Raw genomic sequence first — 21,962 nt, forward strand, 5'->3', positions numbered from 1 at the left:
ACAGCGCTTCAGGACACGGCGGCCGCTTCCGGATGCCGCGCCTCGTAGGCAGCGGCGAAGCCCGGATCGCGCTGGCGCAGGTCGTCGTGGCTGACTTGGCCGGTGCGGCGCATGTAGTCGTAGGCGAAGGACACCGGGTCCAGGTGCATCTTCTCGGCCACGTTCTCGTACCAGTCCAGGCTGCGCGCGGCGGCGGTCTGGAAATTGGCCGAAGCCGGACGGCGCTGCGCCTCGAAGTGCGCGAACGCGGCCTGCGCGTCGTCGGGATGCTGCGTCAGGCCCTGATGTAGCGCGATCGCGTCCTGCATCGCCATCCGGGTGCCGGAGCCCAGCGAAAAATGCACGGTGCGCAGTGCATCGCCCAGCAGCACGATGTTGCCGTGCGACCAGCGCTCGTTGCGCACGATGCTGGCCTCGAACCACAAGGAGCGGTTGCCCAGCAGTTCGTTCGCGCCCAGGTCGGCGCGGAACACCTCGGCGCAATAGCGGCGGCTGGCGTCCTCGCTGGCCGAGTCCAGGCCGGCGCGCTGCCAGGTGTCCGGGTCCACTTCCACCAGGAAAGTGCTGAGATCCTTGCTGTACTGGTAGCTGTGGGCGATGAAGATGCCGTGGTCTGTTTCGCGGAAGATCAGCGATACCGGATGGAAGCGCTGGCGGGTGCCATACCAGGCGAACTTGTTGCGGCGGCGTTCGAAGCTGGGGCGGAAGTGCTCGGCGTACTGCTTGCGCACGGCGCTGTTGCTGCCGTCGGCGGCCACTACCATGTCCACTTCCGCGGCCAGCCGCCCGATGTCCTCGATCCGCTGCTCGTGCAGGATCTTCACGCCGGCTTCCAGGCAGGCTTTTTCCAGGACTTCCAGCATGTCGATGCGGGCCGTGCGCGAGAAATGGTTGCCCTGGACCTGGACGCGGGCGCCCTGGTGGATGATCTCCATGTAGTCGCAGCGTTCGTGGTGCGCCACGAAGGCCTTGAAGAATTCCGGGTCGGCCTCGCGCAGGAAGGACAGGCCGATGTCCGAGAACACCACGCCCCAGCCGTAGGTGGCGCCGCGCGGATTCTGTTCGTAGACGGTGATGTCGTGCTGCGGGGCATGCTTCTTGGCCAGCAGCGAAAAGTACAGGCCGGCGGGGCCTGCTCCGATGATGGCGATCTTCATTTTGCTTGGCTCCTGTTTGCTTCGGCCTGCGCGCAGGCTTCCTGATATGACTGCAAGGCGCCGCGCAGCGCGGCGGGCACTTCGATGGCGCGCCGTTCGCCGCGCGCCACGCAGATCGGGGTCAGCCGGGCATCGAAGGCGGGCTGGCCGCGCACGCTGCCGGCGACGTGCAGGGTGTAGGTGCGGGTGCGGATTTCCTCGACCCTGACGCACATGTCGAATTCCTCGTCCGGCCACAGCGAGGCCTGGAAGTCGAAGGCCAGCGCGCGCGTCGGCGTGCCGAAACCATGCTCGTCCTTGATGCGCTGCGGCGTGCCGTTGAACAGATGGCCGTAGAACAGTTCGGCCGCCGACAGCACGTATTCGCCGAAGGTGACGGTGTAAACCACGCCGGCGGGATCGCAATCGCCCCATTTGACGCGGCGGCGCACGATGAACGGCGTCTCGCTCACTACGTATTCAGTGCTGGTCATTGCCGTTCTCCCTGGCCTTGGCGGCCTCCTGGTTGAGCATTTCCGCGACGCTATGGCGCAGGGCGGCCTTGTCGAGCTTGCCGACCTTGGTCACGGGAAAGGCCTCGATCTGTTCGATGCGTTCCGGGCACTTGTATTTGGCCAGCCCCTGGCCGGTGAGGAAATCCGCCAGTTCCGTCAGGCTCGGCGCCTTATGCCCGGGCCGGACGATGACGAAGACGCAGCCTTTCTCGCCATAGAAAGGGTCGGGCATGGCCACCAGCCGCGCCTCGGAAATGGCCGGATGCGCGCCCACCAGCGCCTCGACTTCCTCGCAGCCGATCTTCTCGCCGCCGCGGTTGATGTTGTCGCGCAGGCGGCCCTCGAAGGCGTAGCAGGTTTTCCCGTCCACCACGCGCGCCGTCATCATGTCGCCGGTGCGGTAATAGCCGTCGGAGGTGTAGGCCGAGGCGTTGGCGGCGGGAGCGTCGAAGAACCCCGGCAGGGTGGCGGGGCCGCGGAAGCAGAGTTCGCCCATTTGCCCTTCGGCCACTGGCTCCTCAGTGCCGGGCGCCAGCAGGCGGATGTCGTCTTCGGCGCAGCCCGAGCGTCCCTGGGTGTGGTGCCGCTCGTACTCGGACGCGTCGGCGGGCGAGCCCAGCAGCAGCCCTTCGGTGATACCGAACAGATTGGAGCAGGGCACGTTCAGATGGGCTTCGAGCCGGTCGGCCGCGCTCATGGTGATGAACAGGCGCAGCGTGGACAGGTCGTAGCGCGCCAGGTCGGGGAAGGCCATGAGCTGCGGCGCTATCGGCCCGATGGACATGGCGCGGGTGACGCGGTGGCGCTCGATCAGCTCCAGCATGCGCGGCACGTCGACCCGTGGCATCAGCACCGCGGATACGCCCATGGCGATCACGGGAATCAGCACATAGACCTGGGCGGCGTTGTGCAGCAGGGGCAGCGCCCAGATGATGCGGTCGTCGTCCTGCATCTTGTAGCGCCGGGCGCAGGCCAGCGAATGGCCCAGGTACTCGGCATGGAAGCGCGGGATGATCTTGGGCATGCCGGTGGTGCCGCCCGACAGCTGGAAGCTCAGCACGTCTTCGCAGCCGGGGCCCTGGTCCGCCAGGATGAGGCGGGCCTCGGCCAGCGGCATCGCGTCCAGCAGCGCATGGAGCGACACGCCGTGCGGCGAGTCGCCGCGCGCTACGACCAGGTGCTCCAGCGTGTCGCTCGCGGCCAGCATGCCCGCGGCGAAGGCCGGCAGGTCGAACTTGCCGAAGTCGGCTTGCACGAAATAGCCGCGGGCGCGAGTCTGGCGCGTCAACTGGCCGATCTCCAGTTCGCGGTGCTGCGGCAGCGAACAGACGGGTACGATGCCCGCCTTGTAGCAGGCCAGCAGGGCCAGCGCCGTTTCCAGCGTGGTGCCCATCTGGAAGATGGCGCGGTCCGCCGGCGCCAGGCCGAGTTTCAGCAAGGCGGCGGCCAGCCGATCGGTCTGTTCATCCAGTTCGCGGAAACTCAGGCTGCCTTCGTCGATGATCAGCGCGGTGCGCTCGGGGCAACGCAGGGCGGTGGCGTGCAGCGCCGCGCCCACGGTCGAGCGCTCCCACGCGCCGCTGGCGAAGTACTGGCGGGCCCGTTCGGCGTGGTGGTAGATCACGCCCTCTATGGGGTGGCGTATATCTCGCATGGTTGTCTCCTCCTGGCCCGTGTCTCAGTGGCGCACGGCCGAGATCAGGACGCGGTCCCGATCCAATACGTCGATCGTGCCGCTGACGCCGCCGGTGAACAAGCCGTACCAGACGGCGGGCTTGAGCCCCAGGGCCTTGCGCTGGAACTCCAGCGGGCCGTCGGCGACGATGCAGTCGAAATGCTCGCCCGGCAGCACCGTGCAGTTCTCGCGCTCGGAAGCGTCCTGCACCAGGGAAGAGAATTCCTCGACCCGGGGCACGAAGATCCGCACGCGCGGCTCGGCGGCGCTGTCCGCCATCTGCAGCCGGTCTTCCAGCAGCGCGGCCTTGCGCGCCCAGACGTCGTCGATATGCCGGATGCGGCCGCCGGCGGATTCCGCATCGGCTTCGGCCTGCATGGCCGCGCGCAGCGTCAGGTCGGCGTCGATCGCGTCGACCTCGCCCAACGGGCGCAGCTTGCGCGTGAATTCGATGAAGTAGCCGTTGGGATCGCGCACATAGATGGATTCGATCACCTCATGGCGGGTTTCGACGGAGACTTCCAGCCCGGCGTCCTGCAGCTTCTGCTTCCAGGCCTTGAGCTCGTCTTCACTGTCGACCAGCCAGGCGGTGTGGGTGGCGTCGAACACGTGGTCCTCGGGCAGCGGCCGCATGCTGCTGCGTCCGCGCAGCGCCTCCGGTTCGTCCGAGCCCAGGTAGTAGAAGAACGCAATCGTGCTGCCCTGGCCGCTATCGAAAAAGAAGTGCAGGAAGTCCGGGTGCGTAGCGGGACCCCAGCCGCGCGCGGAGATCACATGGACCAGTGGCAGGCCGAGGATGTCGCGATAGAAGGCGACCGTTTCGCGCAGGCGCCAGGTGGGCCGCGCCGTGTGGTCCACGCCGTGCAGGCGCAGGGGGGCGGGGGTCTTGGGGGTTGCAGTCATGACTTGCTCCGTCGACATTCGGATTAGAGGAAACGCTGGCGCAGCCAGGCGGCCAGTTCGCGGCCGGCGGCATAGCGCCCGGGTTCTTCGCTTTCAGCCAGCGCGCGGCCGTGGTGGTCGCCGCGGATGCGCAGGTGGGTCTTGTCCGGCGCGGGGATGGCGTCGTGGATGGCGCGCACGTCGGAAGGGAAGCAGGCCTGGTCGCCGGTGTATTCGATGATCAGCGTGGGCTGGACGATGCCGCCTGCGGTGCGTTCCATGCTGGCGTTGGACGACAGGCCGGACCAGGTCGACAGCCAGCTCTCCGGCGTGCAAAAGCGGGCGAAGCCGACGGCGCCGAAGTTCGACGCATAAGGGTCCTTGCCCCACAGCGAGCCCGGGTGGCGGTCGGACGGATCCAGGCTGAGGTCCAGGCAGCGCAGGTCGGCGTCGGTGCGCCAGACCACCAGCACGGGCGTGTGCGCCGCCTGCCGGCGGCGCTCGGCGGAAGCGTCGGCGCCGCTCTTGACGTCGGCGCGCGCCGCCAGGCGGTCGGCGATCATCTGCCGCGCCTGCGCGTCCAGGCGGGCCACGCGTTCGCGCTGCGCCTGGCGGTAGCGGGCGACGAACTCCGGCGCATAGCGCGCCTGGCCCTTGGGGCGGTAGCCGTTTCCGGGCGCCAGCGGATCGAGTTCCGGCGCCACCGACAGCGCGTCGTTCTCGTCGGCGACGGACGGGTCGATGCAGTTCAGCAGCAGCGCGCCCTGGCCGGGGTGGGGGCCTACCAGCACCAGCCCATGCACCTCGGGCATGTCCAGTTCATCCAGCCCGCTGGCCTTGCCGCCCGGCGTACGGGCGACGCGTTCGCTGGCGGCCAGGCCGGCCTGCTGCGCATAGAACGCGTACAGGCCGGCGCCGCCGGAATTGCCCAACAGCACGATTTTCTTGAAACCCTGCTCGCGCAGGAAGCGCAGGCCGGCGGCCACATCCTGCAAGGCCTGTTCATGTTCCAGCCTGAGGTCGTTGCCGACTGAGCGGGCGCCCTGCGACCAGGCAGCTAGGCCGGCGCCGACGATATCGGGGATCAGGTAATGGCAGGCCATGAACTCGCGCGGATGCATGACGCAGACCACGGTGTCGGGGCGCGGACCGGCCGGCTGGTAGAGCGATCCGGAGGTGGCGGCGCCGTCCGCGGTGCGCAGCACGACGTTGCGGGTCGAGGCGCCGGCGGGCAGGTCGCGAGGATTCCAATCGGTGTTGAGAAAGCCGGCGGTGATCTGGCTGGAGGGGGTGGCGGTAGTCACATTCGTCTCCTGTGGCGATGGTCCGTGGACCTCGGTTTGACGTATTAGACGAATATTTGACTTTAGTGTCAATTAAATTTAAAAAACTGACAGTAGCGTCAAAAATGAGGGACTCAACAGGGGCAAAACAATGCCCGGCGCGACCGGGACGCCGAAACGCGCATGCCATAATTTCGGGACGGGGCCGTCCCGGACGGTCTATTCGAGGAACATCGCAACGTGAACGACGCAAGCACCAAGGGAGCGCTGAAGGGCGAAGCGCTGCGCACCGCCATACTCGACGCCGCGGCCACGCTCTTCATCAAGCGCGGCTCTGGCGGCACCAGCATCCAGGACATCGCCGAGTCCCTGGGCCTGAGCCGCACTGCCGTCTATTACTATTTCAAGAGCAAGGACGCGATCCTGCGTTCGCTGACCGAGGACGTGCTGAGCGCGGCCAAGAAAATGGCCGGCGAAACCGCCACTCGCGAAGACCTGGATCCGGTCGAGGCGCTGCGCGCCCTGGTCACGCAGCATGCCGATCTGATCCTGTCGCGCACCGCCGAATTCCGTGTGGCCGACCGGACCGAGGCCGACATGACGCCCAAGCAGCGCGCGGCCGTGCAGGCGTCGCGGCGCAACGTGCTGGAGAACTTCAGCCGGGTCATCGAAAACGGCATCCGCGACGGCCAGTTCCGCATGGTCGATCCCCACGTCGCGGCTTTCAGCCTCATCGGCATGTGCAACTGGTCGGCATGGTGGTACAAGCCGGACGGCAGGCTGGGCCGCGCGGAAGTTGCGGCCATCATGGCCGACATGGCCGTGCAATCGCTGTTGCGCGACGCCGCCCGGCGGCCGCGCTCGCCGGACGTGCGCGAGTCGCTGCGGCTGGTGCGCGAGGATCTTGATTACCTGGAAAAGCTGGTGCTGCCTGGCGGGCCGCAGGCCTGATTGCCGCAGATGCGGGCGGCTTGGGGCGGCAGGGCTTCGAGCTTGCGGAGGTCGGGGTGCTTTAGCCGCCGAGGCTGCCCTGCGCCATTCCGATGCTCGCCCCGGCGGGGCTGCGCTTCGGATGGCTCCGGGGTCCTCGGCTGGTAGTCGCCCAATGCGGTGGTTTTGGATCTTGCTCATGGGCAGACGCCGTGAGCCGGTGGCCGGGCGGAGGGATCCGAAGCGCAGCCCCACCGGGGCGAGATCGGAATCCCGCAGTCCGGACGCCGGCGGCTCAAGAACCCTGCCTCACAAAACCGAAGTGCGAGGCGGCAGGGCTTCGAGCTTGCGGATGTTGGGGTTCTTTAGCCGCCGAGGCTGCCCTGCGCCATTCCGATGCTCGCCCCGGTGGGGCTGCGCTTCGGATGGCTCCGGGGTCCTCGGCTGGTAGTCGCCCAATGCGGTGGTTTTGGATCTTGCTCATGGGCAGATGCCTTGAGCCGGTGGCCGGGCGGAGGGATCCGAAGCGCAGCCCCACCGGGGCGAGCATCGGAATCCCGCAGTCCGGACGCCGGCGACTCAAGAACCCTGCCTCACAAAACCGAAGTGCGGGGCGGCAGGGCTTCGAGTTCGCGGATGTCAGGGTTCTTTAGTCGCCGAGGCTGCCCTGCGCCATTCCCGGTTCCGCTAACCGACTTTCCCCGTCAGGCGCCGCGCCGCCTCCTGCACCGCCGCCAGATGGGCGGCGACATAACGATGCACAGGCGCAGTCAGCGTTACTGCGGCAGCGATTTCGCCATTGAGCAAAAAGACGGGCGCGGATATGCCCGCCACTTCCGCCAGGCGGTCGCCCATGGCGGCGAAATAGCCGTCGGCGCGGATGCGGGCGTACAACTCCTGTTCAGGCCCGGGCGCGTGGCCCAGCACCGGGTCGTAGGCCGTCAATACGCGTCCGCCGCTGCCGCGATCCAGCGGCAGCAGATCGCCCGCGCGGATGTGGTCGCGCACGGGATGCGGGGAATCCACGCGGTACAGGCACAGGCGCGCATCGCCCTGGCGCACGTGGTAGGCGGCGCTTTCGCCGGTGGCCGCGACCAGGTCGCGCAGCACCGGCAGGACGACGTGCTCCAGCGAAAACGAGGAAGCGTAGATGCCGTGCAGGCGCGCGACTTCCCCGCCCAGGGCATAGCGGCCGTCATCCAGGCGCTGGATCCAGCCGGCGTGTTCCAGCGACGCCAGCAGCCGCAGGACGGTGCTCTTGTACAGGCGCGTGCGCTCGGCCAGCTCGCCCAGGGACAGGGCTTTGTCGCGGGGCGTAAACACCGACATCAAGCTCAACGCGCGATCTACCGCCGCCACGCCGCCTGCGGCGGCGTCGGCGTCGGCGAGCGATTCCGTGGCGGCTTTACGCGGCATCCCGATCTCCGGTGCGTCGAATCATGGGTAGGACCATGTTCCATCCTTTAGAACGAATCATGCGCATTGTAGGCGGCGTCTGGCGCTGGATTCGTGGTTTTCCCTGGGCGCGTGGCGCTTGACAGCGGAAAGCTGCGTACTCAATAATTCTATCTTAAGGAATTATGTTCTATAAGATAGAATTATTGGAAAATCAAACCATGGCTCAATCCAACGCCCACACACCCGACGTCCTGATCAGCGAGGTCGGCCCGCGCGATGGCTTGCAATCCGTCAAGGCAACGATGGCCACGGCGGATAAGTTGCGTTGGATCGACGCCTTGATTGCGGCCGGTGTGCGCGAGATCGAAGTCGCTTCCTTCGTGCCGGCGCGCCTGCTGCCGCAGATGGCCGATGCCGCAGAAGTGGTGCGCCATGCGGCGGGGCATGCCGGCATCACGGTCATGGCCCTGGTCCCCAATGCGCGCGGCGCCGAAGCGGCGCTGCGGGCCGGCGTCCACAAGCTGACCATGCCGGTGTCGGCGAGCCGCGCACACTCGCTGGCTAACGTGCGCAAGACACCCGAGGACATGGTGGAGGAAGTGCGCGCCATCGTACGGCTGCGCGACGAGCTGGCTCCCGCGGTCAAGCTGGAGGCCGGGATCTCAACGGCCTTCGGTTGCACCTTGCAGGGCAGCGTGCCCGAAGACGAAGTCATCCGCCTCGCCGCGCTGTGCGTGGCGGCGGGCGCCGATGAGTCGGGACTGTCGGACACCGTGGGTTACGCCAATCCCGCGCAAGTGCGCCGGCTGTTCCGCCGCCTGCGCGCCGAACTCGGGGAAAAGGCCGGCGCGGCCCACATGCACAACACGCGCGGCCTGGGCCTGGCCAACTGCCTGGCGGCCTGGGAGGAGGGCGTGCGCACGTTCGACAGTTCCCTCGGCGGACTGGGCGGATGCCCGTACGCGCCCGGTGCGTCCGGCAATGTCGTGACGGAGGACCTGGTCTTCATGTTCGAGGCCATGGGCGTGCGCACCGGCATCGACCTGGATGGAATCGTCGCCGCGCGCGCGCCGCTGGCCGCCGGCCTGCCCGGCGAGCCGCTGTACGGCATGACCCCCGACGCCGGCTTGCCCAAAGGATTCGTCCGGCGGGCTTGATCGCCCGTGCCCCTGCGGCCCTACACACCAGAAACATGCGGCTAGACCGGCCTGTGCCGGAACCGCCGCGACTTGCAGAAGATCCACGCCCATGTCCAGCCACGCCCATCCGCGCCTTCCGTACGAACACATCCGCGTCGTCGAATTCACCCACATGGTCATGGGTCCCACCTGCGGCATGCTGCTGGCGGACCTGGGGGCCGAAGTCATCAAGGTTGAACCCGTGGGCGGCGACAGCACGCGCCGCTTGCTCGGGTCGGGCGCGGGCTTCTTCCCCATGTTCAACCGCAACAAGAAGAGCATCGCCCTGGACCTGAAGCAGCCCGAGGGAATCGAAGCCGCATTGCGGCTGATCGACTCGGCCGACATCGTCAGCGAGAACTTCAAGGCCGGCGTGATGGAGAAGCTGGGCCTGGACTACGCCACGCTCAAGCAGCGCAATCCCCGCCTGATCTACGTCAGCCACAAGGGCTTCCTGCCCGGTCCCTACGAACACCGGACGGCGCTGGACGAAGTGGTGCAGATGATGGGCGGCCTGGCTTACATGACGGGGCGTCCAGGCGATCCGCTGCGCGCGGGCGCCAGCGTCAACGACATCATGGGCGGCATGTTCGGCGCCATCGGCGCCATGGCGGCGCTGGCCCAGCGCGAACAGACGGGCGCAGGCACGGAAGTGCAGGCATCGCTGTTCGAGAACAACGTCTTCCTGGTGGGGCAGCACATGATGCAGTACGCCGTCACCGGCCGGGCCGCCGCGCCCATGCCCAGCCGCATCTCGGCCTGGGCCATCTACGACGTGTTCACCGTCAAGGACGGCGAACAGATCTTCCTGGCCGTGGTCAGCGACAAGCAATGGGGCATCTTCTGCCGCGCTTTCGGACTTGGCGAGCTGCTGGCCGACCCCCGTCTGGCCAGCAACAACGACCGCGTGCAGGCACGCGATTGGTTGATGCCGCAGTTGCGCTCGCATCTGGCGGATCGCAGCGCGGCGGAACTGGCGGCTGTGTTCGAGCGCGAAGGCCTGCCCTTCGCGCCGATCACGCGGCCCGAGCAGCTGTTCGAGGATCCCCACCTGGCAGCCACCGGCGGCCTGGCGCCCATCGCGCTGGAAGACGGCCGGGAATCGCGGGTGCCGCTGGCGCCTTTCACGCTGGGCGGCGCCCAGCCCGGAATACGCCTGCAGCCGCCTGCGGTGGGCGAACACACCGACGCGCTGCTGCGCGGCGTCGGCTATCGCGACGATGAAATCGCGGCCTTGAAAGCAAGGCAAATCACACAAGGAGACTAACCATGATCACGCTATCCCGCCGCGCCTTCCTGGGCGCCGCGCTTTGCGCCGCCGCCTTGCCTCTGCGCGCCCAGAGCGCGGGCGGCTATCCCAACGGCCGGCCCGTGCGCCTAATCGTTCCCTACACCCCGGGCGGCGGTACGGACTCGGTGGCGCGCGCCATCGCGGCCAAGGTCACGGCGATGGCCGGCTGGTCGGTGGTGGTGGAAAACCGTCCTGGCGCCGGCGGCAACATCGGCATGGACTTCGTGGCCAAGGCCAAGCCCGACGGCTACATGCTGGGCTTGGGCCAGACGGCCAATCTGGCCATCAATCCCGCCCTGATGCCGCAGATTCCCTTCGACGCGGGAAAAGACTTCGCGGCGGTCTCCCTGATCGCTTCGCTGCCGGTGGTGCTGGTGGTCAAGGCCAACGCGCGCTGGCAGACCCTGGCCGACCTGATCAAGGACGCGCGCGCCGAGCCCGGCGCCATCAAGCAAGCCCTGGCGGGCTCGGGCACGGTGGGGCATCTGGCCGGCGAACTGCTTGCCTATCAGGGCAAGTTCCAGGTGTTGAACGTGCCGTACCGCGGCGCTGCGCCGGCGCTCAACGACCTGTTGGGGGGCAATACCGACTACATGTTCGCCACGCCGCAGGCTGCCCAGGAAATGCTCAAGGGCAAGGTGCTGCGGCCGCTGGCCGTCAGTTCCAGCGCGCGGCTGGCGATCCTGCCCGATGTGCCTACCGTGGCCGAGTCCGGCTACGAGGGATTCGAGGCGTTGGACTGGAAGGCGCTGGTCGCGCCGGCCGGCACGCCGCCCGAGGTCGTCAAGGCCGTCAATGCGGTCGTGGAGAAGGTGCTGGCCGATCCGGCCACCGTGGCCATGTTCACCGCCGAGGGCAGCACCGCCATGGGCGGCTCGCCGGAGGCCGCGCAGCGCTACATCCAGGAAGAACAGAAGAAGTGGGCGCGCCTGATACGCGAAGCCGGCATCCAGACAGCGGCGTGAGGCGTTTGTTCGCTGCGCGCAAGCGGGGGGGACGATCAAGGCGGCGGATAGCCTGCTCTGCCGGGCTTGGCCGCCTTCCATTTCAGCCGCAGCCTTTCCAGCGCCAGATACACAATGGGCGTGGTGTACAGCGTCAGGAACTGGCTGATCAGCAGGCCGCCGACGATGGCGATGCCCAGCGGGCGGCGCAGTTCCGAGCCTTCGCCCATGCCCAGCACCAAGGGCAGGGCGCCCAGCAGCCCTGCCAGGTTGGTCATGACGATGGGCCGCAGCCGCAGCATGGCGGCGCGGTGGATGGCCTGCTCGGGCGTCAGTCCTTCGCGCCGTTCCAGGCTGAGCGCGAAGTCGATCATCAGGATGGCGTTCTTCATGACGATGCCCACCAGCAGGAACAGCCCCAACAGCGCAATCAGCGTGAATTCGATGCCCGCCAGACGCAGCGCCAGCAGCGCGCCCACGCCGGCCGAGGGCAGGGTCGACAGGATGGTGAGCGGATGCAGCGGGCTTTCATACAGGATGCCCAGTACCAGGTAGATCGCCACTAGCACCGCCAGGATCAGCCAGGGCTGGTCCTGCAGGCTTTGCTGGAAGTTGCGCGCGTCGCCGCCCAGACGGGTCTGGATGTAAGAGGGCACCATCAGCTTGGCCATGGCGGCGTCGATGGCCACCAGGGCCTGCTCCAGCGACACGCCCTCGGCCAGCGAAAAGCCCACGCCCACGGCCGCGAACAGGCCGTCATGGAACACGCGGTCGTTCACCAGCCCGTAGTCGTAGGTGGCGAAGGCCGTCAGCGGCACGCGGGTGCCGTCCGCCGCCACCACCTGCACCTGTTCCAGCACCTCGGGATCCTCGGTGTAGCGCGGGTCCAGCTCCAGCACCACGCGGTACTGATTCATGGCGTCATACAAAGTCGCGACCTGGCGCTGGCTGAAGGAGTTGCTGAGCACGCTGCTGATGGTGCCCATGTCCACGCCCAGGCGCTGCGCGGCCGCGCGGTCGATGTCGATCACGACCTGCTGGGTGGCGCCATCGCCTTGCGCGTCCACGTCGCGCAGCTCGGGTATTTCCTGCATGGCCTTGGAGATCTTGCGCGACCATTGCCGCAAGGCCGGCACGTCGCTGGCCATGATGGCCAGCTCATGGTCGCCGGAGTTGCCGAAGCCGCCGGGCATGCGCAGGTCCTGGTCCACGTTCAGGAAGAACATGCCGCCCGGCACCGCCGGGGCGTTGGTGCGCAGCCAGTTGATGACCTCGGTCGACGATTCCTTGCGTTCGGCGGCGGGCTTCAGGCGGATCAGGAACAGGGAATTGCTGATCCCCAGGCTGCCGCCGTTGTAGCCGATGACGTCCTGCACCGCCGGATGCTTGAGCACCAGTTGGCGGTACATGTCGATCTTGGGCTGCATGACCTGGAACGAAAAGCCGTCGTCGCCGCGCACGAAGCCCACCAACTGTCCTGTGTCCTGCACCGGCAGGAAGCCCTTGGGCGCTTGCACGTACAAATAGACATTGAGCCCCACCACGCCGGCCAGCAGCAATAGCGTCAGCCTGGCGTGGCCCAGCACCCGCCACAGGGTGCTGCCGTACCAGGCGTGGATGCGCGCGAAGGCCGCCTGCATGCGCGACGGGCGTATGTCTGCGCCGGACGCCGCCGGACTGGCGGGCTTGAGCCAGCGTGCGCACAGGCTGGGGATGATGGCCACCGAGACCACCAGCGAGATGACGGTGGCGGCGACCAGGGTGATGGAGAACTCGCGGAACAGCCGCTCGACCAGACCACCCATGAACAGGATGGACACGAAGACCACGCTCAGCGCCACCGTCATGGCCACCAGCGTGAAACCCACCTCGCGCACGCCGCGCAGCGCGGCCTTGCGCGGCGACAGGCCGCGCTCGATGTGGCGCGAGATGTTCTCCAGCACCACGATGGCGTCGTCGACCACCAGGCCGGCCGCGACGATCAGCGCCATCAGCGACAGGTTGTTCAGCGAGAAGCCCCACAGGTACATGACGGCGAAGGTGGCGATCAGGCACACCGGAATCGCCACGCTTGGTATCGCGGCGGCCCGGGCATTGCCCAGGAACGCCCACACCACCAGGATCACCAGCGCCGTGGCCAGCGCCAGCGTGATGTGCGCTTCGCGCAGGGTGGCGTTGATGCCGGGCGAGCGGTCCAGCGCCACGGTCAGGTCCACGTCGGCCGGCATCAGCGCACGCAGCCCGGGCAGGGCCTGGTTGATGGCGCCTATGGTCTCGATGATGTTCGAGCCCGGCTGGCGGCTGATGGTCAGGACCACGGCCGGGTTGCGGTTGTGAAAGCCGCTGCTGTAGCGGTTCTCGACCGAGTCGCTGACGCGCGCGATCTGCGACAGCCGGATCACGGCGCCGTCCTGGTGGCGCACGATCAGGCTTTCGTAGTCGCGCGCGGCCCGGGGCTGTTCGGGCGTGCCGACCTCCCAGCGCTGGCTGGCGGAATCCAGCTGGCCCTGCGGCCGCATGGGCGCGGCGTCGGCGATGGCCTGGCGCACTTCGTCCAGCGCCACGCCGTAGTGGGCCAGGGCGTTGGAATTGACCTGCACCCGCACCGCGGGCAGGGAACTGCCGCCCATGGTCACTTCGCCCACGCCGTTGATCTGCGAGATCTTCTGCGCCAGCACCGTCGAGCCCAGATCGTAGAGCTCGCCCGCGGGGCGGGTGGACGAACTGAGCGCCAGCGCCATGATGGGCGCCTGGGACGGATTGACTTTGCGGTAGCTGGGATTGCCGGGCATGCCCGAAGGCAGTTCGGCGCGGGCGGCGTTGATGGCGGCCTGCACGTCGCGGGCGGCTTCGTTGATGTCGCGGTCCAGGTCGAACTGCAGCTGCACGCGGGTGGCGCCCTGGTTGCTGGACGAGCTCATCGAACTGACGCCCGCGATGCTGCCCAGTGCGCGTTCCAGCGGCGCGGCCACGGTGCTGGCCATGCTTTCGGGGCTGGCGCCCGGCAGCTCGGCCCGTACTTCGATGGTGGGGAAGTCGACCTGGGGCAACGGCGCCACCGGCAGCAGCCGCCACGCGACCGCGCCCAGCAGGGTCAGCGCGATCGCCAGGAAGATGCAGGCGGTCGGGCGGTGCAGCAAGGCGCGGATCATGGCGCCGGGCCTTCAACCCCGGGCTTGGCGGCCGCGGCGCCGCGGCGCTGGCCCAGGCGATGGAAGAACAGGTACACGGCGGGCGTGGTGAACAGGGTCAGCACCTGGCTGACCAGCAGCCCGCCCACCATGACCCAGCCCAGCGGCTGGCGCAGTTCCGCGCCCGAACCCGTGGCTAGCATCAGCGGCAGCGCGCCGAACAGCGCGGCCAGCGTGGTCATCAGGATGGGCCGCAGACGCAGCAGGGCGGCCTCGCGGATCGCGGCCTGCGGCTCCAGGCCGCGCGAGCGTTCGGCCTCCAACGCGAAGTCCACCATCATGATGCCGTTCTTCTTCACCAGCCCGATCAGCAGGATGATGCCGATGACCGCGATCAAGTCCAATGGACGCCCGGTAAGCAGCAGCGCCAGGAAGGCGCCCACCGCGGCCGAGGGCAGGGTGGACAGGATGGTCACCGGATGGATGGCGCTTTCATACAGCATGCCCAGCACCAGGTACATGGTGACCACCGCCGCCAGCATCAGCCACAGCGTGTTCGACAGCGAGGCCTGGAAGGCCGCCGCCGCGCCCTGCAGCCGCAGCTCCACGCTTAGCGGCATGCCGATTTCCTGCTGCGCCGACTCGATCGCGGCGATGGCTTCGCCCAACGATCCGTCAGCCGGCAGGTTGAACGACAGGTTGACCGCGGGAAATTGCGACAAATGGTTCACGGCCAGCGGTACCGCACGTTCGCTGACGGTGGCCAGCGCCGACAGGGGGATCGCCTGCCCGTCTTCGGTCTGCAAGTGGATGCGTTCCAGCGCGTCGGGGTTCAGGGCCAGCTTGCGGTCCACTTCCAGCACGACCCGGTACTGGTTCGACTGCGTGAACAGCGTGGCCACCTGGCGCTGGCCGAAGGCGTTGTATAGCGTCTGCGCCACGTCGTCCATCGTCACGCCCAGGCGGGCCGCGGCGTCGCGCGAGACCTGCAGATAGGCCTGGCGGCCGTCGCCTTGCAGGTCCGAGGAGACGTCGGCCAGTTCGGGCGCCTGCGCCAGACGCGCCATCAGCGCATGGCTCCAGCGTGCCAGCAACTCGCTGTCCGGCGAGGTCAGTGTGAACTGGTATTGGCCGCGGCTGACGCGGTCCTCGATATTGAGTTCCTGCACCGGCTGCAGGAATAGCGAGATGCCGTGGACCTCGCGGGCGCGCGCATCCAGCCGCGCCATGATGTCCGCCAGCGGCGCGCTGCGCTCCGACCAGGGTTTCAAGTTGATCAGCAGCCGCCCGGTGTTCAGGGTGGTATTCATGCTGTCGATGCCGATGAAGGACGACAGGCTGGCCACGTCCGGGTCCGCCAGCAGCGCCGCGGCCACCGCCTGCTGACGCCGCGACATGGCGTCGAACGAGGTGCTTTGGGACGATTGCGTGACGCCTTGCAGCGTGCCGCCATCCTGGGTCGGGAAGAATCCCTTGGGCACGGCCAGGTACAGCAGGCCGGTCAGCGCCACCGTCGCCAGCATCACCGCCAGGGTCAGCCGCTGGTGGCGCAAGGTCAGGTCCAGCCAGCCGGCGTAGCGCGCCTGGACGCGGTCCAGCAGGCCGGGGCGCGTCGGCTCATGCGCCGGCAGCAGCCGCGCGCACATCATGGGCGTCAACGTCAGCGATACCGCCAGCGATATCAGGATGGCGACCGCCAGCGTGACCGCGAACTCGCGGAACAGCCGGCCCACCACGTCTTCCATGAACAGCAGCGGGATCAGCACCGCGATCAGCGACAGCGTCAGGGACACCAGCGTGAAGCCGATCTGGCCGGCGCCCTTGAGCGCCGCCGCCATGGGGCTGTGGCCCTGCTCGCGGTAGCGCGCAATGTTCTCCAGCATCACGATGGCATCGTCCACCACGAAGCCCGCGCCTATGGTCAGCGCCATCAAGGTCAGGTTGTTGGTGGAGAACCCTGCCAGGTGCATGAAGCCGAAGGTGCCTATCAGGGACAGCGGCACCGCCAGGCTGGGGATCAGCGTGGCGGGCAGGTTGCGCAGGAACAGGAAGGTCACGAGCACCACCAGGCCCACGGCGAAGGCCAGCTCCCATTGCACGCCGCGCACCGACGCGCGGATGCTTTCGGTGCGGTCCGTCAGCACGCGGACCTGGGCGGCGGCCGGCAGGCTGGCCGTCAACTGCGGCAGCAGGGCCTTGACCTGGTCGGCCACGGCGATGACGTTGGCGCCCGGCTGGCGCTGGATGTTGACCAGCACGGCCGGCTGCTTGTCGACCCAGGCGGCCAGGTATCGGTCTTCCGCTCCGTCCTCGACGGTGGCGACCTGGCCCAGCCGCACCGGCGCGCCGTTGCGCCAGGCCACGATCAGCTCGCGGTACTCCTCGGCGCTCTGCAATTGGTCGTTGGCGTCCATGATGACCGAGCGCACCGGCCCGTCGAAGCTGCCCTTGGGCTGGTTCGAATTGGCCTTGGAGATGGCTTCCTGCACGTCGGCCAGCTGCAGTCCGCGCGCGGCCAGCGCCATGGGATTGACCTGCACCCGCACCGCCGGCCGCTGGCCGCCGGCCAGGCTGACCATGCCCACGCCGGACAACTGCGACAGGCGTTGTGTCATGCGGGTGTCGACCAAGTCGTAGACCTGGGGCAGGGGCAGAGAATCGGACGTGACCGCCAGCGTCAGGATGGGCACGTCGGCGGGGTTGACCTTGCGGTACACGGGGGGCGTCGGCAGGTCATTGGGCAGCAGTGCGCCGCTGGCGCTGATGGCCGCCTGGACTTCCTGCTCGGCCACGCCCAGCGACACGTCCAGCGAGAATTGCAGCGTGATCACCGAGATGCCGCTGCCGCTGGTGGAGGACATCTGCTTCAGGCCCGGTATCTGCCCGAAGCGCCGCTCCAGCGGCGCGGTGACGGTGCGCGCCGTCACGTTCGGACTGGCCCCGGGATACTGCGTGGTCACCTGGATGATGGGGTAGTCCACCTGCGGCAGCGCCGCCACGGGCAGCATGCGCCACGCCAGGATGCCCGACAGCAGCAGGGCGATCATCAGGAAGGACGTGGCGACAGGGCGCAGGATGAAGGGGCGCGACAGGCTCATGATTTCTGCGGTTCGACTATCTGCACATCGCGGCCGTCATGCAGGCGGTCCACGCCTTCGACCACCACGCGCTCATTCTCGGTCAGGCCGGATTGCACGACGATGCGGCCGGCGTTGGCGGGGCCCAGTTCCAGCACGCGGCGGCTGGCGCGACTGTCTTCCCCGATGACGAACACAAAGGCGCCTTCGGATCCATATTGGATGGCCGCCGTGGGAATGGTGATGACGTGGTCCTGCTGCACCACCGCCAGGCGGATGTTCACGAACTGGTTCGGAAACAGCGATTCGTCGGCATTGGGAAAGCGCGCGCGCAGCTTGACCGTGCCGCTGGCGGCCTGGATGCGATTGTCCAGCGCTTCCAGTGTGCCCTCGGCCAACAGGCGGCGGTCATCCGCATCCCAGGCCTGGACCCGTAGCGCGGCGTCGCGCGCCTGGGCCCGGCGTAGGATGTCCAGACGCGTTTCCGAAATGCTGAAGAGGGCCGAGATGGGTCGGGTCTGGACCAGCGTGGTCAGACCGTTGGCGTCGTCGGCGCGGACGTGGTTGCCGGCATCGACACGGCGTAGCCCGATGCGGCCGTCGTGCGGCGCGACGATGCGCGTGTGATCCAGCAGCCGGCGGGCGTCGGCCACCTGGGCCTGGTTGCGTTGCCGCTGGGCCGCGTAGGCGCGCACCTGGGCTTCGGCGGTATCGAGTTGCTGGCCCGCCACCGCTTCCTGCCGCGCCAGTTTGCGGTAGCGCTGCCGGTCCGCCTGGGCGTTATCCAGCAGCGCCTGGGTCCGCGCCAGTTCGCCTTCGGCCGCGGCCAGCGCCGCCAGGTAGGGACGCGCGTCGATCTCGGCCAGCAACTGGCCGCGCGCAACGGCCTCGCCTTCGGTGAAATGCAGCTTCAGCAGTTCGCCATCGATCTGGCTGCGCAACGTGACCTGCGCCAACGGTGTAATGGTTCCGAGCGCATGCAGATCGCGCTGCAGCGGACCGGCGGTGGCTGCCTCGATCGCGACGGCAACCGGAATCTGGCCGTACTCGGGGGGGCGCGCGGCGGGGGAACCCTTGGATCCGGCGTACCAGAACGCCAGGGTGGCCAGGGTTGCCAGCGCGAATGCAGCGGCAATCAGGACCAGGCGTTGACGTGGGGAAGCGGGGCCCGCGGAGGGGGGCTGGGACATCAGGACTGCCAAGCGTGGGGGTTACGGACAGTCGGAATTCTATATGAATAAAAACTATTCGCGTTTTTGCGTCAGGAGATCGTCAGGTTGCCGTGGGCCGCGAGTGATCGACCACGTGATGGCGGGGCCTCGCCCTGGCGCCTTGTGCCTACCTCTTGACCGAATCGCGATACGCGACGGCATACATCGTTGCCACCGCGAACGTAATCGGAATGCAAAGCAGCACGCTCGCCGCGCTCTGCGCCAGCCCGGTGGCCGTGTAGTCGTACGCGAGCATGCGCAAGCTGGAGCCGGCGTGGCCCGCCACCGCGACCAGCAGCAAGAGCGCGAGCATCAGCGGCCAGCGCTTGTAAGGCATCGCGCCCCGCGTGCCGCGAAAACCGTACTCGCCGGTCACTGCCGCGCGCGGCAGTCCCAGACCGTACACCGCAAGCGCGTACAGCACCGGCGCCCAGATCAACGCCAGCGAGGCGAACAGGGCGCCCCAGAACAGATTGTCGTTCGACCCGCCCAGCACCATGTAGATCACATAGGGCAGGTCCCCGGTGGCGCGGGCCACAGCCGTCGCCGCGATGACCAGCACGCCGAGCAGCGCCAGATGGCGGGCTTGCGCCGTGCCGCCGCGGGCGGCGGCGACGCCTGGCGAGGCTGGCAGAGCGACCACGCAATGCCAGGCGAACGTCATGCGCGCCAAGGCGATCAGATTGATCAGTGCCAAGGCGAGAAACAACCAGCCTCCGTACGGGAACAGGTTGGCAATCAACAAGGCGAAGGGCAGCGACAGGGTGAATACCGCCAAGGACCAAGGCGCGGCGGCCAGCATGGCGCGGCCCTGCTGGCGGATGGTGTCAGCCGTCGCTGCGAGGAAGCGGCGTGCTCCGGGTTTGCTCGACAAGGGGTCTGCGCCTTACTTGCTGCGGTAGTTGTTGGCTTCGCGCTCACCGGCCCATTTGCGCAGCGCGGCGATGAACTCGGGGCAGACGTTGCCGTCCACCTGGCTGTCGATGATGATGCTGTTCTGCATGCGCATCACCACGCTGCATTCATAGACCTTCGTGCGGCCGCTGTAGTAGCCGTGGTTGGTATTCTGGAACACGGGCGTGGCGGCGCTGGTCGAGGTGGCGGGAATCATGCCGACCACCTGCTGCGAGGTGCCGGTCGAAACCCATTCTGTATAGGGTGCGGTCTGGTAATCGGACCAGATCAGCTCCATGGTGTTGCCCACCCCGCGCTTTTTCGACGGCTCGCCCAGCGCCGTGATGGCGTCGGCCACCGGACGGCCCTTCATGTTCTTGGCCACGTTCACGCTGGGCGATAGCGACAGCCCCGACGAGAAGATATTGGTCAGCGACGGCAGCGTCGAGCTGCCTCCGGTGGGCATCGGCGCGCAGCCGCCCAAGGCAGCCAGGGCCAGCGACACCGGCAGGGCGCGGCCCAGCCACCAGGTCGAACGGAGTCGCGATGTATTCATGCTGAGCCCAAGCTCCCTCAAAGATCCGGCGTGCCGCAACATAATTCAGCGGCCGCAAGATTTTGTCTTGTTTTGGTTTCGTTTCGTGACGAGTCGTATCGCTCGGCCGCAACGCTGACAGGGCAGCGGAGAACGCGCAAGCGCCCGCGCAACGCTGCGCCGGAAGGGGCCGATGTTACCGAAAAAATAGTGGCACATCAGTTTTCAGGCGCCGCAAAATTGGTTACGTAATACCTGGAAACGCGCCAAACCGGCTCGCGGAAGACAAACTGTAACGTGCTACGATCCGCGCGTTCTGCGCCCCGGGGCGCCTTGGCGATCAGGCATCGCGGGGCTGCGCGGCGCCCTAACCACTGGATATTGCACACCCATGATGCTCGCGCGATTGCTGCTTCAGTTCCGTTCCACAGTGGCCGCACTGGCCGGCGCAGGCGCGCTGGCACTGGGCCTCGCCGCCGCGCCCGCAGCGCATGCCGATACGCTGTACGGCGCCGTGGCCACCGACGAAGCGCACGCCAAGCTGTATTGGGTCATGCCCGAAACCTCCACCAAGGAAGCGCAGGACGCCGCGCTGGCCAAGTGCAACAAAGCTGGCGGCAAGGGCTGCAAGAGCGTCACCTCGTTTTCGGACAGCTGCGTGGCGTTCTCGCGCAATTCGCGCAATGACCTGTTCTGGGGCACCAGCGTGTCGTCGGAAGTCGCCGCGAAGAAGGCGATCCGCACCTGCACCAACGACAGCGCCGACGGCAAGTGCAAGCTTGCCGTCATGCCCTTGTGCGCCGGTCCCGGCTACAGCGAAGCCGAACTGAAGGCGCCCGACACCGCCACGCCCGCCCAACTCGAAGCCCTGTCGGCCAAGCTGGATTCGCGTGGCTACTGGGGCTCCGTGGCCGAGAAGGAGTCGGGCCAACTGACCTACGCCGACGGCTATCCGAGCGAGAAGGAAGCGGTCGACGCCTTGCTCAAGTGGGAAGACTGCGTCGGCTGCCGCACGGTGCTCACCTACACCGACACCTGCGTCGGCATGGCCTGGGGCAAGGGCAGCGAGGGCCGCGGCACCAGCTTCACCGCGAAGAACCCGGACCCCGTGGCCGCGCGCAACGAAGCGCGCGCCATTTGCAACGCCAAGAGCGGCGGCCTGACCTGCGTGGCCTTCGTGCGCTGCTCGGGGCGCGCATATATCAGCGGGTACAAGGGCGAGGACGAGAAGGCCAACTGAAGGAGGCCTTCTGGCGACTCTCCGGCGTGGATTGCGCCTGTAGCATGGCCTGCTGTCGCGTAATGCGGGCCTTATGTAATTACGCCTCAGCAGGCAAAGACAGGTGGTTCAGGCGAGGGGCTCGGCGCTACACTGCAAGCTCCGGGGTCTCTCGCCACCGATGGAGCTTTTCATGAAAAAGTCCATATACCCCAGTACCGCGACGCTTCTTTCCCTGTTCTGCCTGTGCGCCGCCGCACAGACCGTCACTCCGCTCAAAGGGCAGTCGCCCCAAACCACCCAGCAAGACATCAGCGCATGCCAGGCTCTAGCAGGCAGCGGCGCCAGCGCCAGCACGGACGATCCTAAATCCGGCGGGCGCGTCCGTGGCGCAGCAGCCGGCGCGGCAGCGGGTGCGGCGGTAGCCGGCGCGCGCGGCAATCAGCACGAGGAGGTCTACGATCGGATGAGCGATGACGCCAAGCAGCAATACCGGCAGAATCAGGCCAAGGACGCGGCGGCGGCAGGGATGGTCGTGGGCGGTTCGCGGCAACGCCAGGACCGCCGTCAGGATCGAGCTGAAGCGTCGCAGCAGAATTCGGCAGCCGCCTCCACGTATAGCACTTGCATGCAGCAGCGCGGGTATCAAGTGGCGCCGTGATC

The 21,962-nt window shown here is 67.6% G+C and carries 17 protein-coding genes; 6 read left to right on the forward strand and 11 right to left on the reverse strand.

The features are described from left to right. Positions 1-8: 8 nt before the first annotated feature. The 5 genes from AXYL_RS14545 to AXYL_RS14565 are packed head-to-tail and all read right to left on the reverse strand — an operon-like array spanning position 9 to position 5,512. Positions 9-1,157, reverse strand: a complete 1,149-nt coding sequence (locus tag AXYL_RS14545) for an FAD-dependent monooxygenase (RefSeq protein ID WP_013393562.1) — start codon at positions 1,155-1,157, stop codon at positions 9-11. Beyond that, positions 1,154-1,630 carry an acyl-CoA thioesterase gene (locus AXYL_RS14550; RefSeq protein ID WP_013393563.1) on the reverse strand — a complete coding sequence of 159 codons (477 nt, stop codon included), beginning with the start codon at positions 1,628-1,630 and terminating at the stop codon, positions 1,154-1,156. The genes AXYL_RS14545 and AXYL_RS14550 overlap by 4 nt, the downstream gene beginning before the upstream one ends. Further along, positions 1,617-3,305: an AMP-binding protein gene (locus AXYL_RS14555; protein WP_013393564.1), complete on the reverse strand. Its 1,689-nt coding sequence runs from the start codon at positions 3,303-3,305 to the stop codon at positions 1,617-1,619. Before AXYL_RS14555 ends, AXYL_RS14550 begins: the two co-directional genes overlap by 14 nt. A gap of 24 nt (positions 3,306-3,329) precedes the next feature. After that, positions 3,330-4,229, reverse strand: a complete 900-nt coding sequence (locus AXYL_RS14560; protein WP_013393565.1) for a VOC family protein — start codon at positions 4,227-4,229, stop codon at positions 3,330-3,332. 23 nt (positions 4,230-4,252) lie between these two features. Further along, on the reverse strand, positions 4,253-5,512 hold the full coding sequence (locus tag AXYL_RS14565; RefSeq protein ID WP_013393566.1) for a hypothetical protein: 1,260 nt from the start codon (positions 5,510-5,512) through the stop codon (positions 4,253-4,255). Between the two features lie 219 nt (positions 5,513-5,731). Here AXYL_RS14565 and AXYL_RS14570 point away from each other — a divergent pair, with 219 nt between their 5' ends. Continuing rightward, positions 5,732-6,442 (forward strand): TetR/AcrR family transcriptional regulator, encoded by a 711-nt coding sequence (locus AXYL_RS14570; RefSeq protein WP_013393567.1) that lies wholly within the window; start codon positions 5,732-5,734, stop codon positions 6,440-6,442. A gap of 666 nt (positions 6,443-7,108) precedes the next feature. Here AXYL_RS14570 and AXYL_RS14575 read toward each other — a convergent pair. Beyond that, a complete protein-coding gene (locus AXYL_RS14575) occupies positions 7,109-7,837 on the reverse strand; it encodes an IclR family transcriptional regulator (protein ID WP_013393568.1) in 729 nt (242 codons plus the stop codon). A 200-nt stretch (positions 7,838-8,037) separates the two neighbouring features. Between AXYL_RS14575 and AXYL_RS14580 the strand changes: the two genes are divergently transcribed. The 3 genes from AXYL_RS14580 (at position 8,038) to AXYL_RS14590 (ending at position 11,253) form a co-directional block, all read left to right on the forward strand. Next, positions 8,038-8,976, forward strand: a complete 939-nt coding sequence (locus AXYL_RS14580) for a hydroxymethylglutaryl-CoA lyase (protein ID WP_041655539.1) — start codon at positions 8,038-8,040, stop codon at positions 8,974-8,976. Between the two features lie 91 nt (positions 8,977-9,067). Next, on the forward strand, positions 9,068-10,264 hold the full coding sequence (locus AXYL_RS14585; RefSeq protein WP_013393570.1) for a CaiB/BaiF CoA transferase family protein: 1,197 nt from the start codon (positions 9,068-9,070) through the stop codon (positions 10,262-10,264). Positions 10,265-10,266: 2 nt separating this feature from the next. Then, the gene (locus AXYL_RS14590; protein ID WP_013393571.1) at positions 10,267-11,253 is read left to right on the forward strand and encodes a Bug family tripartite tricarboxylate transporter substrate binding protein; all 987 of its coding nucleotides are present in this window, start codon (positions 10,267-10,269) and stop codon (positions 11,251-11,253) included. A 35-nt stretch (positions 11,254-11,288) separates the two neighbouring features. On the opposite strand, the gene AXYL_RS14595 is transcribed toward AXYL_RS14590, so the two are convergent. The 5 genes from AXYL_RS14595 to AXYL_RS14615 form a co-directional block, all read right to left on the reverse strand. Next, positions 11,289-14,384, reverse strand: a complete 3,096-nt coding sequence (locus AXYL_RS14595) for an efflux RND transporter permease subunit (protein WP_013393572.1) — start codon at positions 14,382-14,384, stop codon at positions 11,289-11,291. Beyond that, the gene (locus AXYL_RS14600) at positions 14,381-17,461 is read right to left on the reverse strand and encodes a multidrug efflux RND transporter permease subunit (RefSeq protein ID WP_013393573.1); all 3,081 of its coding nucleotides are present in this window, start codon (positions 17,459-17,461) and stop codon (positions 14,381-14,383) included. Before AXYL_RS14600 ends, AXYL_RS14595 begins: the two co-directional genes overlap by 4 nt. Further along, positions 17,458-18,630 (reverse strand): efflux RND transporter periplasmic adaptor subunit, encoded by a 1,173-nt coding sequence (locus AXYL_RS14605; RefSeq protein ID WP_013393574.1) that lies wholly within the window; start codon positions 18,628-18,630, stop codon positions 17,458-17,460. The genes AXYL_RS14600 and AXYL_RS14605 overlap by 4 nt, the downstream gene beginning before the upstream one ends. Before the next feature lie 148 nt (positions 18,631-18,778). After that, positions 18,779-19,525 (reverse strand): hypothetical protein, encoded by a 747-nt coding sequence (locus AXYL_RS14610; RefSeq protein ID WP_013393575.1) that lies wholly within the window; start codon positions 19,523-19,525, stop codon positions 18,779-18,781. Positions 19,526-19,537: 12 nt separating this feature from the next. Further along, entirely contained in the window at positions 19,538-20,101 is a 564-nt protein-coding gene (locus AXYL_RS14615; protein ID WP_013393576.1) for a hypothetical protein, read from the reverse strand. 370 nt (positions 20,102-20,471) lie between these two features. On the opposite strand from AXYL_RS14615, the gene AXYL_RS14620 reads away from it, so the two are divergent. Further along, positions 20,472-21,320 carry a DUF4189 domain-containing protein gene (locus AXYL_RS14620; RefSeq protein ID WP_013393577.1) on the forward strand — a complete coding sequence of 283 codons (849 nt, stop codon included), beginning with the start codon at positions 20,472-20,474 and terminating at the stop codon, positions 21,318-21,320. A gap of 172 nt (positions 21,321-21,492) precedes the next feature. Continuing rightward, positions 21,493-21,960, forward strand: coding sequence for a YMGG-like glycine zipper-containing protein (locus tag AXYL_RS14625; RefSeq protein WP_013393578.1), 468 nt, complete (start codon positions 21,493-21,495; stop codon positions 21,958-21,960). Positions 21,961-21,962 lie beyond the last annotated feature (2 nt).

Source organism: Achromobacter xylosoxidans A8 (genome assembly GCF_000165835.1).
In the GTDB taxonomy this organism is placed as follows: domain Bacteria; phylum Pseudomonadota; class Gammaproteobacteria; order Burkholderiales; family Burkholderiaceae_B; genus Achromobacter; species Achromobacter xylosoxidans_B.

Excerpts from the sequence above, each read along its gene's own strand:
- AXYL_RS14560 (WP_013393565.1), bottom strand. The coding sequence starts at position 4,229 with ATGACTGCAACCCCCAAGACCCCCGCCCCCCTGCGCCTGCACGGCGTG.
- AXYL_RS14605 (WP_013393574.1), bottom strand. The coding sequence starts at position 18,630 with ATGTCCCAGCCCCCCTCCGCGGGCCCCGCTTCCCCACGTCAACGCCTG.
- AXYL_RS14585 (WP_013393570.1), top strand. The coding sequence starts at position 9,068 with ATGTCCAGCCACGCCCATCCGCGCCTTCCGTACGAACACATCCGCGTC.
- AXYL_RS14550 (WP_013393563.1), bottom strand. The coding sequence starts at position 1,630 with ATGACCAGCACTGAATACGTAGTGAGCGAGACGCCGTTCATCGTGCGC.
- AXYL_RS14580 (WP_041655539.1), top strand. The coding sequence starts at position 8,038 with ATGGCTCAATCCAACGCCCACACACCCGACGTCCTGATCAGCGAGGTC.
- AXYL_RS14600 (WP_013393573.1), bottom strand. The coding sequence starts at position 17,461 with ATGAGCCTGTCGCGCCCCTTCATCCTGCGCCCTGTCGCCACGTCCTTC.
- AXYL_RS14555 (WP_013393564.1), bottom strand. The coding sequence starts at position 3,305 with ATGCGAGATATACGCCACCCCATAGAGGGCGTGATCTACCACCACGCC.
- AXYL_RS14620 (WP_013393577.1), top strand. The coding sequence starts at position 20,472 with ATGATGCTCGCGCGATTGCTGCTTCAGTTCCGTTCCACAGTGGCCGCA.
- AXYL_RS14615 (WP_013393576.1), bottom strand. The coding sequence starts at position 20,101 with ATGAATACATCGCGACTCCGTTCGACCTGGTGGCTGGGCCGCGCCCTG.
- AXYL_RS14575 (WP_013393568.1), bottom strand. The coding sequence starts at position 7,837 with ATGCCGCGTAAAGCCGCCACGGAATCGCTCGCCGACGCCGACGCCGCC.
- AXYL_RS14545 (WP_013393562.1), bottom strand. The coding sequence starts at position 1,157 with ATGAAGATCGCCATCATCGGAGCAGGCCCCGCCGGCCTGTACTTTTCG.
- AXYL_RS14590 (WP_013393571.1), top strand. The coding sequence starts at position 10,267 with ATGATCACGCTATCCCGCCGCGCCTTCCTGGGCGCCGCGCTTTGCGCC.
- AXYL_RS14625 (WP_013393578.1), top strand. The coding sequence starts at position 21,493 with ATGAAAAAGTCCATATACCCCAGTACCGCGACGCTTCTTTCCCTGTTC.
- AXYL_RS14595 (WP_013393572.1), bottom strand. The coding sequence starts at position 14,384 with ATGATCCGCGCCTTGCTGCACCGCCCGACCGCCTGCATCTTCCTGGCG.